Annotated in this window: 19 protein-coding genes; 17 read left to right on the forward strand and 2 right to left on the reverse strand. The window is 44.6% G+C overall.

Annotated elements, in window-relative coordinates:
• The first annotated feature begins 22 nt into the window (after positions 1-22).
• The 6 genes from FFM78_RS01180 (at position 23) to rplT (ending at position 6,125) form a co-directional block, all read left to right on the forward strand.
• Positions 23-1,396, forward strand: a complete 1,374-nt coding sequence (locus FFM78_RS01180) for a replication initiation and membrane attachment family protein (protein ID WP_137636612.1) — start codon at positions 23-25, stop codon at positions 1,394-1,396.
• Positions 1,396-2,325: a primosomal protein DnaI gene (gene dnaI, locus FFM78_RS01185; protein WP_137636613.1), complete on the forward strand. Its 930-nt coding sequence runs from the start codon at positions 1,396-1,398 to the stop codon at positions 2,323-2,325. Before FFM78_RS01180 ends, dnaI begins: the two co-directional genes overlap by 1 nt.
• Positions 2,326-2,688: 363 nt before the next feature.
• Complete coding sequence (gene thrS, locus FFM78_RS01190) at positions 2,689-4,644, forward strand: threonine--tRNA ligase (RefSeq protein ID WP_137636614.1); 1,956 nt, start codon at positions 2,689-2,691, stop codon at positions 4,642-4,644.
• Positions 4,645-4,879: 235 nt separating this feature from the next.
• Complete coding sequence (infC, locus tag FFM78_RS01195) at positions 4,880-5,380, forward strand: translation initiation factor IF-3 (RefSeq protein WP_137636730.1); 501 nt, start codon at positions 4,880-4,882, stop codon at positions 5,378-5,380.
• 93 nt (positions 5,381-5,473) lie between these two features.
• Positions 5,474-5,674 (forward strand): 50S ribosomal protein L35, encoded by a 201-nt coding sequence (gene rpmI / locus FFM78_RS01200; protein WP_125548663.1) that lies wholly within the window; start codon positions 5,474-5,476, stop codon positions 5,672-5,674.
• 91 nt (positions 5,675-5,765) lie between these two features.
• Complete coding sequence (gene rplT, locus FFM78_RS01205) at positions 5,766-6,125, forward strand: 50S ribosomal protein L20 (protein ID WP_137636615.1); 360 nt, start codon at positions 5,766-5,768, stop codon at positions 6,123-6,125.
• Between the two features lie 79 nt (positions 6,126-6,204).
• On the opposite strand, the gene FFM78_RS01210 is transcribed toward rplT, so the two are convergent.
• A complete protein-coding gene (locus FFM78_RS01210) occupies positions 6,205-7,119 on the reverse strand; it encodes an NADP-dependent oxidoreductase (RefSeq protein ID WP_137636616.1) in 915 nt (304 codons plus the stop codon).
• A 301-nt stretch (positions 7,120-7,420) separates the two neighbouring features.
• Between FFM78_RS01210 and FFM78_RS01215 the strand changes: the two genes are divergently transcribed.
• From FFM78_RS01215 to FFM78_RS01250, 8 genes are all read left to right on the forward strand, one after another.
• On the forward strand, positions 7,421-7,951 hold the full coding sequence (locus tag FFM78_RS01215; RefSeq protein WP_137636617.1) for a YqeG family HAD IIIA-type phosphatase: 531 nt from the start codon (positions 7,421-7,423) through the stop codon (positions 7,949-7,951).
• Entirely contained in the window at positions 7,944-9,065 is a 1,122-nt protein-coding gene (gene yqeH, locus FFM78_RS01220) for a ribosome biogenesis GTPase YqeH (protein WP_137636618.1), read from the forward strand. Before FFM78_RS01215 ends, yqeH begins: the two co-directional genes overlap by 8 nt.
• 34 nt (positions 9,066-9,099) lie before the next feature.
• Entirely contained in the window at positions 9,100-9,414 is a 315-nt protein-coding gene (locus tag FFM78_RS01225; RefSeq protein ID WP_137636619.1) for a YhbY family RNA-binding protein, read from the forward strand.
• A gap of 126 nt (positions 9,415-9,540) precedes the next feature.
• Positions 9,541-10,155, forward strand: coding sequence for a nicotinate-nucleotide adenylyltransferase (locus tag FFM78_RS01230; RefSeq protein WP_171001809.1), 615 nt, complete (start codon positions 9,541-9,543; stop codon positions 10,153-10,155).
• Between the two features lie 13 nt (positions 10,156-10,168).
• Positions 10,169-10,750: a bis(5'-nucleosyl)-tetraphosphatase (symmetrical) YqeK gene (yqeK, locus tag FFM78_RS01235; protein WP_373280659.1), complete on the forward strand. Its 582-nt coding sequence runs from the start codon at positions 10,169-10,171 to the stop codon at positions 10,748-10,750.
• A gap of 53 nt (positions 10,751-10,803) precedes the next feature.
• The gene (gene rsfS / locus FFM78_RS01240) at positions 10,804-11,163 is read left to right on the forward strand and encodes a ribosome silencing factor (protein WP_171001810.1); all 360 of its coding nucleotides are present in this window, start codon (positions 10,804-10,806) and stop codon (positions 11,161-11,163) included.
• Complete coding sequence (locus tag FFM78_RS01245; RefSeq protein ID WP_137636623.1) at positions 11,160-11,897, forward strand: class I SAM-dependent DNA methyltransferase; 738 nt, start codon at positions 11,160-11,162, stop codon at positions 11,895-11,897. Before rsfS ends, FFM78_RS01245 begins: the two co-directional genes overlap by 4 nt.
• Positions 11,898-11,977: 80 nt before the next feature.
• Positions 11,978-13,135 carry a nucleotidyltransferase gene (locus tag FFM78_RS01250; protein WP_137636624.1) on the forward strand — a complete coding sequence of 386 codons (1,158 nt, stop codon included), beginning with the start codon at positions 11,978-11,980 and terminating at the stop codon, positions 13,133-13,135.
• A 94-nt stretch (positions 13,136-13,229) separates the two neighbouring features.
• On the opposite strand, the gene FFM78_RS01255 is transcribed toward FFM78_RS01250, so the two are convergent.
• The gene (locus FFM78_RS01255) at positions 13,230-13,604 is read right to left on the reverse strand and encodes an iron chaperone (RefSeq protein WP_137636625.1); all 375 of its coding nucleotides are present in this window, start codon (positions 13,602-13,604) and stop codon (positions 13,230-13,232) included.
• Between the two features lie 296 nt (positions 13,605-13,900).
• Between FFM78_RS01255 and FFM78_RS01260 the strand changes: the two genes are divergently transcribed.
• The 3 genes from FFM78_RS01260 to gnd all read left to right on the forward strand — a co-directional run bounded on the left by FFM78_RS01260 (position 13,901) and on the right by gnd (position 16,263).
• On the forward strand, positions 13,901-14,455 hold the full coding sequence (locus tag FFM78_RS01260) for a YceD family protein (protein WP_137636626.1): 555 nt from the start codon (positions 13,901-13,903) through the stop codon (positions 14,453-14,455).
• A gap of 35 nt (positions 14,456-14,490) precedes the next feature.
• Positions 14,491-14,679, forward strand: a complete 189-nt coding sequence (gene rpmF / locus FFM78_RS01265) for a 50S ribosomal protein L32 (RefSeq protein WP_137636627.1) — start codon at positions 14,491-14,493, stop codon at positions 14,677-14,679.
• A gap of 159 nt (positions 14,680-14,838) precedes the next feature.
• Positions 14,839-16,263, forward strand: a complete 1,425-nt coding sequence (gnd, locus tag FFM78_RS01270) for an NADP-dependent phosphogluconate dehydrogenase (RefSeq protein WP_137636628.1) — start codon at positions 14,839-14,841, stop codon at positions 16,261-16,263.
• Positions 16,264-16,313: the final 50 nt, after the last annotated feature.

Below are 16,313 nucleotides of genomic sequence, written 5' to 3' on the forward strand. Positions count from 1 at the left end.
TTAAACAAAGGAGGTGTCGCTGATGCAAGACGTGTTTTTTAAGTTAGCGCCCCGGGATGGCTTTGTGGTCACTGCTGCAAACTATCTATCTGATTTTGATCGGCAAGTGTTGACTTATTTGTATCAACCACTGATGGGCACCTCTGCCTACAGCCTTTATTTATTATTGTGGACCCAGCAGACGCAGACGTCGGTCCAAACCAGTCAGCCGCACAGCACCTTATTAGCATTACTAAATATTGATCTGCCGACGCTTTATCAAAGTCGGACACGCCTAGAAGCGTTAGGTTTGATCAAGTCTTATCAACAGGTGAAAGTGGCGGAACGAACTTTCACTTATGAATTGTACGCACCGCAAGCACCGAATGCATTTTTTAGCGATGATTTATTAAGTTTATTATTGTACGATGTGGTGGGCGAAGATCGTTTTGACCAGCTAAAAGCGCAATTCCGGCTGCACCCGGTAAAACCTAGTGCTGATCTGGAAGAAGTTAGTTTGAGTTTTCTTGATGTCTTTCACGTTAATTCACAGCTTCTACAGCAGTTACCGGCTACGATTGCGGAGGCTAAGTCTGAATTTAAAACGCCAGCGACTACCACACAACCGCAATTGGATCAGCGGGCAACTGGTGATTTTGATTGGCCATTTTTCAAACAGCAATTACAGGCCAGCTATATTTCAGCGCGAGAATTGGACCAGTATCATGATCAATTATTAACGCTCCACGCTTTATATGGTTTAAATGAACTGGAATTAGCCCAATACGTTAATGAAAGTGTTGATCTCAATACAAATAAATTAGACTTGCCGGCTTTGAAGCGCTTAGTGGCGCGGCAACCGACTAAGGTGGCGCCGACTACAGGCACAGGTGCGGCGGATCCAGCGATGGCAACTCCGGCTAAAGGATTATCAAAAAATGATCAACAATTGATCGCGGTCAGTCGTCAACTGGCACCGGTAACTTTCCTGACCCAGTTAAAGCAGCAGCAAGGTGGGTACGTTACTAATAGTGAACAACATGTCTTGGCCCGGTTAATGGAACGTCACGTGTTTGCTGATCCCAGTATTATCAATATTTTGACGCATTATGTGATCAATGTGCGACAAATGCCGACATTGACACAGGCTTATGTGGATGGGGTGGCCAATGGTTGGCTTCAGCACAAAGTGACTACTCCAGAAGCAGCCATGCAGGAAGTAAAGTCATTTTATCGGCAGAAGCAAGCACCAACCCGGACACGCCGTAGTAATAAGGCAACGGTGCGCAAAGAAACTTTGCCTGATTGGGCCCAAGATGGTTATCAAGCACCAAAGAAACAAGTGACCGCAGAACAGCGAGCGGCGGTTCAGAAACGCTTAGCTGCGTTGCAAGCGAATAAGGATGGTGAGTCGTAATGGAAGATATGGGCAAAAACCTGCGTATTTTCATGAATAAGAAGAATTTAAATCAGCACTATGCAGCTTTGATGGCGAAGGTCATGCGTGATCCTGCGGTCCAGGCTTTCATTGCGGCTCACCGAACGGAGATCGACCAAGCGATGATCGATCGGTCAGCAGCTAAATTGTACGAATTCGTTACCGAAAAAAATAAATTTCAAGCGAAGCAAACTTCACTGGCTCCAGGCTATCAGCCACGCCTACTTTTGAATCATCATTTTATTGATGTGACTTATGAACCGACCGCGGAATTAAAGGCGGCAGATGAAGCGCGCGCTTTACAGGCGCGGGTGCGTTCGATCAGTATGCCGAAAAATATTCGTGAAGCGCGCCTTAGTCAATTTTATCAAGATGATGATCGTTTTGCGGCTCTAGATGCCGTCACGCTATTTTTAGATGATTATGCTAAAGCACCGCATAAATTTCACCAAGGTTTGTATTTGTACGGCAATTTTGGTGTGGGTAAAACGTATCTTTTAGGGGCATTAGCGCACGAATTGGCGGTGCGAGGTTTCCAAACGACGTTGGTTCATTTTCCAACGTTTGCGGTGGAAATGAAAAACGCCATTGGCCAAAATGATTTAACGCCTAAATTAGAGGCGATCAAACGATCACGAGTTTTAATGATCGATGATATTGGTGCTGATTCAATGTCCAGTTGGATCCGGGATGATGTGCTCGGCGTGATTTTACAATACCGGATGCAAGAAGAACTGGCGACTTTTTTCTCCTCTAATTTTTCGATGGCACAATTGGAACACGAACATTTAAGCGTGAGCCAACGTGGGGAACGGGAACCCTTGAAGGCGAAGCGGATCATGGAACGCATTCGCTTTTTAAGCCGCGAAGTAGAATTATTGGGCAAAAATCGGCGCTTGGCCCCATAGGATTAATTAACGGTCAGCTGATACGACTTGCTAGCTAGACCCGTAAAATTTACGTCAATGACTTGAAATTTAAGTAGAGGTATGGTTCAATTGGATTATTGAAGCAGAAAGATACCTGCAGTTAAACGAACTTTTCAGAGAGGCAAGGGTGCTGTAACTTGCTAAGCAATTTAACTGCTGACCACTTTCCAAGCAACGCTATGTAATGTAGTGTCGGTTCGTTACCGTTAACAACGCTAATGAGGAAGTACATTTTAAGTGTGCTTCAAAACTGGGTGGAACCGCGAAATCATTCGTCCCTGAGGTCTATTTGATCTCAGGGACTTTTTTATTTGCGGTTAATATTTTAAGGAGGCCAAATTCATGGCAGAACTCAAGTTAACGTTCCCCGATGGTGCAGTCAAAAACTTCGCCGCGGGAACAACTGTTGCTGATGTGGCAAAATCAATCAGCACAAGTTTAGGTAAGAAAGCAATTGCTGGTAAATTAGACGGTCAATTGGTTGATCTGACTGCACCTTTAGCTAAAGATGGTCAAATCGAGATCGTTACCGCTAAGGATGAAGCAGGCCTGCAGGTGCTTTGGAACACTGCTAGCCTGGCCTTAGGTGCCGCTTTACACGATTTATTCCCAGCAATGACTTTTGGCGAACACGCTTTAACTGAGCATGGCTTCTATTACGATACTGATAACGAAGCTAAGCCAGTTTCCGTAGATGATTTAGTCGCGATCAATGACCATTTGGCTAAGATCGTTGCTGATGGGGATGCTATCGACCGCGAAGTCGTTTCTAAGGCTGACGCCCTGGCCAAGTTTGCCGCCGATCCTTATAAGACCAGCTTATTAAATGATTTAGCTGCTGATGAAGTTGTGCTTTATCATTTAGGCAGCTTCACCGACTTTGGTGAACAAGGGGTGCTACCAAACACAAAATTATTGAAAGTTTCTAAGTTATTATCCGTGGCCGGCGCTTATTGGCAAGGTAAATCTAGCAATAAGATGTTGCAACGGGTTTACGGCACCGCCTTCTTCAGTCAAAAGGAAATGACGGCTGACGATGCACGGCGCCAAGAGGCACACGATCGTGATCACCGGGTGATCGGTAATCAATTAGATCTGTTCTTCGTTGATCCTAAAGTTGGGGCGGGCTTACCTTACTGGATGCCAAAAGGAGCAACAATTCGGCGGACGATCGAACGTTATATCATCGACAAAGAAGTTGCCAACGGCTACCAGCATGTTTACACGCCCGTTTTAATGAACCTAAATGCTTACAAGACGTCAGGTCATTGGGAACATTATCGTGAAGATATGTTTCCGCCAATGGATATGGGTGAAGGCGAACAATTAGAATTACGGCCAATGAACTGCCCAAGTCATATTCAGATCTACAATCATCATATTCGTAGCTACCGGGAATTACCATTGCGGATCGCTGAATTAGGAATGATGCACCGTTACGAAAAATCCGGCGCTTTATCCGGCTTACAGCGGGTACGGGAAATGACGTTAAACGATGGTCATACTTTCGTCACCTTGGATCAAATCGAGGACGAATTCAAAGCTATTTTGAAATTGATGATCTCCGTTTACGCTGACTTCGACATCAGTGATTACTCCTTCCGGTTAAGCTATCGTGACCCTAACAATACCGCAAAGTATTTTGACGATAACGAAATGTGGAACCGGGCACAAACCATGTTGAAAGCGGCGATGGACGATATGGGCTTAGATTATACTGAAGCAGAAGGTGAAGCGGCTTTCTATGGTCCTAAGTTGGATGTGCAAACCAAGACGGCTTTAGGTAATGAAGAAACTTTGTCGACGATCCAATTGGACTTTATGCTGCCGGAACGCTTCGATTTGAAGTATGTTGGTAGTGATGGTGAAGAACATCGGCCAGTCATGATCCACCGGGGACTAGTATCCACCATGGAACGGTTCACCGCTTATTTGACGGAAATGTACAAAGGCGCCTTCCCAACTTGGTTGGCACCGATCCAAGCGGTGATCATTCCAGTTAAAAATGATCTGCATTTGGCCTATGCAAAACAGATCAAATCGCGGATGGTCGCTCGCGGGTTACGAGTAGAAATTGATGATCGTAATGAAAAAATGGGTTATAAGATCCGTGAAGCACAGACGCAGAAGATTCCGTATACCTTAGTTCTTGGTGATGAGGAAATGACGCACGCCAGTGTTTCAGTTCGGCATTATGGTGAAGATAAAGGCATCGCTCAGGATGCTAATATTTACATTGATGCGATGGTCGCTGAAGTGGGCAACTACAGTCGCACCGGTAAATTAAAGGGTACCTAAGCAAATGTCGCCCAACAGCTTGACAAGAAGCAGAAATAACCGTATACTTTAGCGTATTGAGAATTAAAGCAGAAGCAGCCCGCTTCTCGCCTAAGTTGACTAAATGTCTCTGGGCAGATAATGAACGGATCAAACTAGTTGACTAGTTTGTGGCGGGGTCTGCAGAAGCGGGCTCCGTTTTTTTCTGCATATTTCTCGAAATTTTTGGAGGTGAATAGCCATAGCAAAAGACATGATGGTCAATGATGGGATTCGCGCACGTGAGGTTCGCTTGATCGCTGAAAATGGTGACCAATTAGGCGTTCAGAGCAAAGCTGAAGCATTGCGGATTGCTGACCAAGCTAATTTGGATGTTGTTCTCGTTGCCCCAAACGCTAAGCCACCGGTAGCGCGGATCATGGATTACGGTAAATATCGTTTTGAATTGCAAAAGAAACAACGCGATGCCCGTAAGAAACAAAAAATCGTTAGCATCAAAGAAGTCCGGTTAAGCCCAACGATTGATGAAAACGACTTTAACACTAAGTTGAAGAATGCACGTAAGTTCTTGGCTAAGGGTGACAAGGTCAAAGCATCGATTCGTTTCCGCGGTCGTGCGATCACGCATAAAGAAATTGGCCGTGAAGTGCTTAAACATTTGGCCGCAGAGACCAAGGACATTGCAACGGTTATCGCTCAGCCTAAGATGGACGGGCGCAGCATGTCAATGATGTTGCAACCAATTGCAGAAAAGTAGGCGTGCGCTTAAACGCATTCTCACTAATATTGTTTGGAAAGACTGTGGCGACAGTTTTTCACCACAGTCTTCTGCAGGGAGGAAGATTTAATTATGCCAAAACAAAAAACACATCGTGCATCAGCTAAACGTTTCAAGAAGACCGGTAACGGCAGCTTGCTACGTCATCACGCTTACACGAGCCACCGTTTCCATGGTAAAACCAAGAAACAACGTCGTTTCTTAGCTAAACCAGGCATGGTTTCCGCTAGCGATATGAAGCGGATCAAACAAATGCTATCCCAAATGAAGTAAGATAGCATCAATCGTTTAATTTTTTAGGTAACTTCGTGCCCCAAAGTTTTCACAGATTGTGAAACGCCGAAGTATTTGAGGAGGAATTTCAATGCCACGTGTTAAAGGTGGAACAGTGACGCGCAAACGTCGTAAAAAGGTTTTAAAATTAGCTAAAGGTTATCGCGGTTCAAAGCATCGTTTGTTCAAAACAGCAAACACGCAAGTAATGGTTTCGTACCGTTATGCTTTCCGTGATCGTCGGCAAGTTAAACGTGATTACCGTAAATTATGGATCGCGCGGATCAACGCAGCGGCACGTTTAAATGACGTTAGCTACAGCAAATTGATGCACGGTTTGAAACTTGCTGGCATCGACATTAACCGCAAGATGTTAGCTGAACTTGCTGTTAGTGACGCTAAAGCATTTTCTGACTTAGCAGAACAAGCAAAAGCTGCAATCGCTAAATAGTTAGATCGGCATTCGCTTTGATTTAACGTTAGTACTGCAAATAAAAAGTTGTGCTCACAATTGGCGAGCACAACTTTTTTCATTTCATGACGATGATCTTACCAGGACGGTGGCGCTGCTCTAACAAGGTATGAGCCGCTTGAACTCCCGCTACGGTGAAAGCAAATTTTGCGGCTACCGGCAGTTGCAACCGGTGTTGTGCATATAAGTTTAGCAAATAAGCTAGTGCCGGCCGATCACGGAATTGTTTTTCAGGTTGAAAGACTAAGGTTGGAACCGAGGTAGCTATAGAAAATGGCATTAAACTAACATAGCGCCCGTTTTTGGCAACGTGGGCTAGACCGGCAGTTTGTTCCCGACCGCCATTGACGGCGTTGATCACAATATCGGCGGTTTGTGGCGTAGTTGGTAGTGCAGCAGTACTAATGAATTGATCGACGCCTAACTGCCGGACGTAAGCGGCGTTAGTTGCGCTAGCGACACCAATAACGTGGCTACCGCGTGCTTTAGCGAGCTGCACTAGCATGCTGCCGACGCCACCAGAAGCGCCTTGCACAAGTACCGTTTGTTCGGCCCGTAATTGTAATTTAACTAGAAGTAGATTATAAGCGGTAATACCCACAGAAGTTAAGCCGACTACTGCGTCTAGTGGGGTGTCAGCCGGCACTTTAGCGATTTTGTTATGGGATAGCGCAATTTTTTCAGCGTAAGCGCCTAAGTAGCTATGACCGATCACCACATCGCCAACTTGGTAGTCGGTGACTTGCGCGCCAATGGCCGCAATGGTACCGACCACGTCGGTTCCCGGTACGATGGGAAATGGTAGTGGGCGGTCTTGGACATGCTCACCGCGACGTAACGCGGCATCGTAAGGATTTAGTGCAAAACCTGCAACTTTGATCAATACCCGCCGCGGTGTGAGTTCTGGAGTAGGTTGTATGATACTTTCAAACACAGCGGCTGTACCGAAGCGGTTAAAACCAAAACTTTGCATAAAATCAGTCCTTTCTTGCCTCTAGCATACGGCAAAATAAAGAACAGGCAAAGTTATTGGCGTGGCGGACATGGCTAAACGTATAAGGTGGAGCCGGGAAAGCTACACATGCTGTATGGCCACGGTTGTGCCGATTGTGGTTTGTCTAGCGGTGCTTTTTCAAATGATGAATGGTTCAGTTAGTGGGCAAAACTAACTAAAAGATAATGGGCAAATCCAAGCTAGGCGGGTGCAATTTAGCAAGCTTTACCTTATAATGGATTGTTGAGATGTAAAACGATATAAATGTTGAGAGGTTATTATGTTTTTAGACTATAAACCGACTTGGATGGTCAACCAAATCACTCAGTTAACGGCGGCTGATCTGCATCAGCAGGGGATCAAGGCGATCTTAACTGATTTAGATAATACGCTGATCGCTTGGGATAACCCAAACGGAACGCCAGAACTACATCAGTGGGTCCAACAAATGCAGACCGCTGGTATTCAAGTTGTTGTGGTGTCCAATAATAGTGCGGCGCGGGTCAGTCGGGCGGTTAAACCAATCGGGGTGCCTTTTGTTTCACGGGCATTAAAACCACTATCTTTTGGTATTCGGCGGGCTAAAGTGCGCCTAAATTTGACTAACCATGAACTGGTGATGGTTGGTGATCAATTGTTGACTGATATGATCGCAGCCAATAATAGTCACGTGCGCGCTATTTTAGTGCGGCCGCTGATCGAGACGGATGCGTGGAATACGCGGATCAATCGGTTTTTTGAAAAATTTTTAATGCGTCGACTTTGTCGGCGCCATCCTGAGTTACAGTGGAAGGAGCGTTTAGATGGCTGAAACAGAAACTGAGCCATTATATTGTATTGGTTGTGGGGCACAGATTCAAACAACCGATCCTAATGCTGCTGGCTACACGCCAGCGTCGGCGTTAGAAAAGGGGTTAGCAGCAGGTGAGGTTTACTGTCAACGGTGTTTCCGTTTGCGCCATTATAACGAGATCTCGGATGTCCGCTTAACTGATGATGATTTCTTAAAACTATTGACCCAAATTGGTGAAACGGATGCCTTGATCGTCAATGTGATCGATATTTTTGATTTTTCTGGTAGCATTATCCCTGGACTTCACCGTTTTGTCGGCAAGAATCCTGTCTTGTTAGTCGGCAATAAGGTCGATGTTTTACCGCGGTCGGTTAAACGCAGTAAGGTTCGGCGGTGGTTACAAGAACAGGCTCACGCGGTTGGTTTACGGCCGTTAGATGTGTTACTGACTAGTGCCAAAAATGGTTATGAGCTAGATGATTTATTGGCAGCAATTGACAAATACCGTGCTGGCCGTGATGTTTATGTTGTCGGCGTTACCAATGTCGGCAAATCAACTTTGATCAATCAGATCATTAAGCGCACCACTGGCACGCAAGATTTGATCACCACATCGCGCTTTCCTGGGACCACCTTGGATAAAATCGAAATTCCCTTGGATGATGGACGTGAATTGGTGGATACGCCAGGGATCATTCATCGAGAACAAATGGCTTATTATTTAGGCCCTAAGGATTTAAGATTAGTGGCCCCACAAAAACCGATCAAACCAAAAACGTTCCAACTAAATAGTGAACAAACCCTATTTTTAGGTGGCCTAGCTCGTTTTGATTATGAACGGGGACCGCACACTGGCTTTACCTTGTATTTAGATAATAATTTGTTGGTCCACCGTACCAAGTTAAGCAACGCTGACGACTTTTATGAACGTCAAGCCGGTAAGTTGCTGCAGCCACCACGGCCCAATGAACTGGCTAAGTTTCCACCGTTGGCACGAATTCAGTTCACGCCGAAAGTCAAAAGTGATCTTGTGTTTGCTGGGCTAGGCTGGATCACCGTTCCGGCTGGCGTGACGGTCAGCGGTTGGGCACCAGAAGGGGTGGCCGTTACGATTCGGCCAGCATTGATCTAAACTAAGTGTTTAGATCGTAAAGAAAGGAATTTTTATGACTTTAACAGGAAAACAAAAACGCTTTTTACGTGCACGGGCCAATCGTTTACGGCCAGAGTTTCATGTTGGTAAAAATGGGATCAACACCACATTTTTAACGCAGATCGATGATAGTTTAGCTCGGCATGAATTAATTAAAATTAATTTATTGCAAAATACCGATTTAACGCCAGCCGCAGTGGCAGCCGAATTAACCAGTCAGATCCAGGATCTTGAAGTTCCGCAGATCATCGGCCGGGTTGTGTTACTATACCGGCCAGCGTTAAAAGAAAAATACCGACGTTTATCACTACAAGTTGCGGCTTTGTAGTGACTGGCTAGCGGTTGTTTGTGAGTTGCCAGTATTAGCTTGAATCAGTATTATTAACTTTAATTGTGAAGTAGAGGTGACATTTAGACGGTGAGAACATTAACGCAACCTGTGATCACGGTAGAAATGAAAGAAGAAATTCTAGGTAATAAGCATAAAAAACAAGTCGGAATTATGGGCGGAACATTTAATCCGCCGCATTTAGGGCATTTAGTGATGGCTGAAGCGGTGGGCTCCCAACTTGGTTTGGAAAAAGTGCTATTTATGCCGGATGCTCAACCCCCGCACCATCATGCTAAACACACGATTGCGGCTAAACATCGCCTAGCTATGGTGGAACGGGCGATCGATGGTAATTCACATTTCGGTTTAGAACGTGCTGAAATTGATCGTGGTGGTATTAGTTACACGTACGATACGATGGTTAGTTTAAAGCAGCAGCATCCGGATACTGATTATTATTTCATTATCGGTGCTGATATGGTGGCTGATTTACCGACTTGGCATCGAATTGATGAGCTGATCAAGTTAGTCCAATTCGTCGGTGTGAAGCGGCCAGAATTCCCGGCAACTAGCCGTTATCCTATTTTATGGGTCGATGCACCGTTATTAGATATTAGTTCCTCACTGATCCGTCAGCGTGTCAGCCAGGGCTGTTCGGTGCGTTATTTGGTGCCGGATGCGGTTTTAGATTATATTGAAGAAGAAGGCTTATATCGTGAAAAACACGAACAACACTGAACAGCTACCATTAGTGCCGCTGACACGTGCTGAATTATTGACCCGCATCAGTGAACAATTAAGTGCCAGTCGTTTTGCTCACGTTCAACGTGTCGAGCAAACTGCGATCAAATTAGCGAAAAAGTATGGTGCGGATGTCCAGCGCGCTAGTATTGCCGGTTTAGTCCATGATTATGCCAAGCAGCGGCCAGATCAAGAATTCAAGCGAATCATTCGCCAGCAACAGTTGGATCCTGATTTATTAACCGCTAATAATGGAATCTGGCATGGTGTCGTTGGTGCTTATTTGGTCGAGCAAGAATTAGGCATTCATGATACACAAATTTTAAACGCAGTTCGGCGCCACACGATTGGTGCTGTGGAAATGACGGCCCTAGATAAAATTATTTTTGTGGCTGATTTTATTGAACCCGGGCGTGATTTTCCTGGTATCGAACAGGCTCGCGCTGCCGCAAACGAAAGCTTGGATGCTGGTGTACGCTTTGAGATCAGCAACACACTGAAATTCTTGTTGGCCAAACAGGTCAATATTTACCCGAAAACTATTGATACGTATAATGCGTGGGTGGCAGGCAAGTCTAGCACCGGTAAATGACTTAATTATTGATATTAACAATGAAACCAATGAGCACATTGAAAAGGAGCCCTATTTTGAACAGTCAAGAAATTTTGGAAATCGCTGTCCGTGCGGCAGATAGTAAACGCGCAGAAGATATTATTGCGCTAGATGTTCGCGAAGTCAGCCTATTAGCTGATTATTTTGTCGTGTTACAAGGCACTTCTAAGCGGCAAATGGATGCTATTTTAGAAGCAATTGCCGAACAGGAAGAGGATGCTGGCGTTGAAGTTAAGCGCGTTGAAGGCAAAAATTCCGATAAGTGGGTTTTGATCGACCTTGGGGATGTGGTGGTCAACATTTTCAATCCTGAGGAACGAGCTTATTATAATTTGGAAAAATTATGGGCTAATGCTAAAACGGTTAATGTTGGGGCATGGCTGGAAGCATGATCTATCAGACTTTTGCGACATTATATGACGAAATGATGGACACTGAGCTATACGAACGGTGGCTGAGTTTTGTCGAAAAGAATGCGGGCCACCAGCACCCCCAAACTCTAGAACTTGCTTGTGGAACAGGTATTTTGGCCACTAAATTGGTGCAAGCTGGTTACCCGGTAACTGGTTTTGATCTATCCGCTGATATGCTGACTTTGGCGCAGCAACATGCTACCACAGCTGGCGTTACTTTCCCACTTGTGCAAGGGGACATGCGGGAACTTGACGAGTTAGGGACTTATGATTTAGTCACTTGTTTAGATGATTCATTATGCTATATGCCAGATTTGGCAGCAGTCACCACGGTTTTTCAGCAAGTTCAGCAGCATTTGACCAGCGGCGGCCGCTTTTTATTTGATATGCATTCGTTGTACCAAATGGACGAGTTGTTTCCCGGCTATCAGTATAACTATAAAAATGAAACGACGGCCTTTATGTGGGCTAGTTATCCTGGCGAGCACCCACACTCGATCGAACATGATCTAACCTTTTTCGTTTGGGATGAAGCAATCGGTGGCTATCAGGCTTTAAGTGAGTTGCACCGTGAACGGACGTATCCCTTGGCAACAGTCAAACAAGCTTTGTTACAAGCCGGCTTTACTAACGTACAGGTCAGCGCGGATTTCGGTGAGTGCGCCGTTGCAGCCGACAGCGTACGGTGGTTTTTTACAGCCGAAAAAGCTTAAACAGCGTTAAAAAGACGGGTAAGCCTGTCTTTTTTTACATTTCAGAACTATTTAAGATGGAAAATTGAGGTGAGTAGCGGATGCAAGCAGTAGGGTTAGTGGTGGAATATAATCCGTTGCACAACGGCCATTTATATCATTTACAACAGGCTCGAAAGCGCTCTGGAGCTGAAGTTGTAGTGGCAGTGATGAGTGGTAATTACGTGCAACGAGGCGAACCAGCGCTACTAGATAAATGGACGCGGGCACAGGTGGCCTTAGCTCACGGCGTTGATCTAGTAGTGGAACTACCTTTTGCAACGGCCGTTGCGCCGGCGGATCAATTTGCGCACGGTGCTTTAAATCTATTGGCTGCGTTGCAGTGCCGCAGTTTGGCTTTTGGCACCGAGGATACTAGCATCAACTATCAGCAGGTTGGTCAGCAGCTGGCGGCCTTGCCGGAACTCCACGAGTATTTTCGCGATTATCGGCAAACCTACGCGACTCAGTTGAATCATTTTTATCAGGAAACGCTGCAGCTAAATATTAACGCGCCAAATCAGTTGTTGGGACTGAGCTATGCCACTGCTAACGCACGACTGACGCAGCCGTTACAGTTGATCCCGGTGGCCCGCAAAGCCGCCCAGTATCAAGATACGACGTTAAATGGTGGTCCGATCGCCAGTGCAACCGCAATTCGGCGTGTGGCTTTAGGTCAGACTAGTACAGTTCAATCCTTAGCTGCTGTAGTGCCACCAGAAAGCGCGCAAGCATTGCGGCAGCAAAAATTATTAGCTTGGGCGGATTTTTATCCGTACTTGCGTTACCGGATCTTAAGTACGCCGCGGGCCGAACTTGGGCAGATCTATCAAATGACGGAAGGATTAGAATATCGTTTCCACAGCGTGATCAAACAGGTTCATGATTTTACTAGTTTATTGCAGGCGTTGAAAACAAAACGCTATACGTATACCCGTTTACAGCGCTTATGTTTATACGTTTTGTTAAATATTCAAAGGGCAGCGATCCAGCAAACACTTGCTCATCCCTATATTCATTTATTAGGTTTTAATCAGCGTGGTCAGGCTTATTTGCATCAGATCAAGTCACAGCTAGAGCTTCCAGTGATCGCGCGGGTCAGTCAAAAAAGTGGTAGTGAATCAGGCTTACTTGGCTTAGAGGTGCGGGTCGATGATGTTTATGCGCAGTTAAATGGGCATGAACAAAACTTTAATCGGCCACCATTACGAGCAAAATAAAATAACTGTGCTGCCTTGGGACGCAGTTCTAGCGTTATATGCGGAATAAATAGGCGGCGAGAACCTATTGTCCTAGCCGCCTATTTTGATATTATTATTTGCGCCAAAAAGTTGTAGTCGCTTCCTTAGTGGCCAAATTAAAATCAATTATTTGTTGTAACAGTTGGTAATTCACATCATGCGACCATGGCAGACGGATTAATTGTTTGGTATGCGTGTAGCCGGCCGCCACAATTGCAGCGGAAAAATGTTCAATTGCTGCAGCTTCAGGTGCAATCGCTAAATGTTTTTGTGCGTTGCTAAAACCGATGATAAAGGTGCCGTGGGCCGTGAACATTGGTTGATTCCACGCGATTCTGGGCACAAGTTGCGGATAAGTTGTGCTGACCCAGTCAAGCACTGTAGCAGTACGGTCTTGTTGTTGTGATGGGATCTTAGCTAGATAAGCGGAAAAAATCGCAGTTGTCATAGGTAACCTCGCTTATTCGTTTTAAGTTTATTATAAAAAAACTTGGCAAATCAGGCTAGTTTTATGACTTAATATTAATTTCAGAAAATTCAACAAATTCCTAGCAACTACGGGTTATATCAGCTATAATCAAATCTGCGCCTTGGTAATTAAATTTGGTGAATTGATGGTTAAACAGAGGTTGCGAAACCGTAAAAAGCGCGTAATACCGGCGTTGACTTCTGTAAAGTAAATTAGGTTGACAAAGATTTTCGGGAAAGTTATAATTATTCTCGTTGCATTAGGAGGAAACTTCAATGAAATGGTCTTTACTTGAATTAGAAAAGTATCGGCAAGAACCGTTACCATTAGCAGAAACGCTTGATTTAAAGGCAACTTTGATTGAACGTGATCCGCAAATTATTGATGTAAGCCCGATCAAAGTAACTGGTTTGATTTCATTAGATCAGCAGACGATCACAACTTATGTTAAGGTAAAAGGGAGCTTGACGCTACCGTCGACTCGCTCGTTAAAGCCAGTGACACTGCCGCTAGATTTTGATTTTACTGAATTCTACGTGCCAGCTAGCCAGCGTAAACAAGCAGAACTTGATCGTGAAGATACCGTGATCGTTTTAGAGCATGAGACTTTGGATCTAGATACGGCGATAGTGGATAATATCTTGCTGAATATCCCAATGCAGGTGTTGACTCCTCATGAATGTGAGGATGAAGCTGATATGCCTAAAGGTAATGATTGGCAAGTGATCTCTGAAGATGACTATGATCAGTTACTGGAAGCGCGTAAACAACAAGTTGATCCACGTTTTGCTCAACTAAAAGGTTTATTCAACGAATCAACCGATAAGTAATGTAAAACGATAATATTTTAAGGAGGTGGAATTTAATGGCTGTACCAGCAAGAAAAACCTCAAAGACGAAGAAACGTATGCGTCGGGGACACATTAAATTAGCAACGCCTAACTTAAGCCCATGCCCAAACTGTGGTGAATTACGCGTATCTCATCACGTTTGCCCAAGCTGTGGCTTCTACGATGGCAAACAAGTTGTCAATACAGGTAAAAGTGAAAACTAAAACAGACCTGTTTTAAAAGCATTAGCGGCCATGGCGCTAATGCTTTTTGTATACTTAAAACGGTTTGCATAGAATAATTCAAAAGCAGTTTACCTTTTATTTAGTAGGCTTTTTTGATAGGATAGAAGTTGTTAAATAGATAAGGGGGCACAAAGAAATATGGAAAAGCAAACACCACAAATTGGTGTCGTCGGTATGGCGGTTATGGGCAAAAACTTAGCCTTAAACATCGAAAGCCGCGGTTATACCGTCGCCATTTACAATCGGACAAGTTCGAAGACAGAAACGGTGGCTAAAGAACATGCCGATAAAAAATTAGTGCCAAGTTATAGTATTCAAGATTTCGTTGCGTCATTGGAAAAGCCACGGCGGATTATTTTAATGGTTAAAGCCGGTGCTGGCACTGACGCGGTGATCCAAGAATTACTGCCATTATTGGATAAAGGTGATGTCCTGATCGATGGTGGTAACACCTTCTTTAAGGACACTATGCGGCGGAATGCTGAATTAGATAAATCAGGCATTAACTTTATTGGGATGGGTGTTTCTGGCGGTGAACTAGGTGCCTTACAAGGTCCTTCAATGATGCCTGGTGGCCAGAAGGAAGCTTACGACTTAGTTGCACCGATCTTTGAACAAATGGCTGCTAAGGCCCAAGATGGTGCTCCTTGTGTTACTTATATCGGTGCCAATGGTGCTGGTCATTACGTTAAAATGATCCATAACGGGATCGAATATGGCGATGAAGAACTGATTGCTGAAAGTTATCATTTATTGCATGATTTAGTGGGGCTGTCAGTTGCCGAAATTGCTGATATCTTTGCTGATTGGAATAAAGGTGAACTAGATAGCTATTTGATCGAGATTACGGCTGATATTTTGACCCGTAAGGATGATCTTGGTACTGGCAAACCGATTGTTGACGTGATTTTAGATCGGACGGCTAATAAAGGAACTGGTAAATGGAGTTCCGGTAACGCCTTAGAGTTAGAGATCCCCCAGTCTTTGATCACTGAATCTGTTTATGCCCGTTATATTTCGATGATGAAGGACGAACGCGTCAAGGCTAGCAAGGTTTTACCTAAGCCAGCTGGTAAAGTTGCAATTGATAAAAAAGCGGTTGTGGAAATGATCCGCAAAGCGTTGTATTTCAGTAAGATCATGAGTTACGCGCAAGGCTTTGAACAAATGCGGATTGCTTCGGCCCATTATGATTGGGATTTAGATTATGCTAATATTGCGCGGATCTGGCGTGCCGGTTGCATTATTCGGGCCCAGTTCTTGCAGAACATTACGGATGCTTACGAAAAGGATCCTAAGTTACAAAACTTAATGTTAGATGACTATTTCTTGGATATTACGAAACAATATCAAGAATCAGTTCGTGACTTAGTTGGCTTGGCTGTTAAGGCTGGGGTTCCTGTGCCTGGTTTTGCTGCTGCTATTTCTTACTTTGATTCCTACCGCGCTGAACGTTTGCCGGCTAACATCATTCAGGCAGAACGGGATTACTTTGGTGCGCATACCTATGAACGGACTGACCGTGAAGGCAGCTTCCATTATCCATGGTATGAAGAACAATAAGTGAATTTTTACTGAACACAAGGCTAGTTTTAGCTTTGTGTTTTTTTATT

This window comes from Loigolactobacillus binensis, from assembly GCF_005405165.1.
GTDB classification, from domain to species: Bacteria; Bacillota; Bacilli; order Lactobacillales; family Lactobacillaceae; genus Loigolactobacillus; species Loigolactobacillus binensis.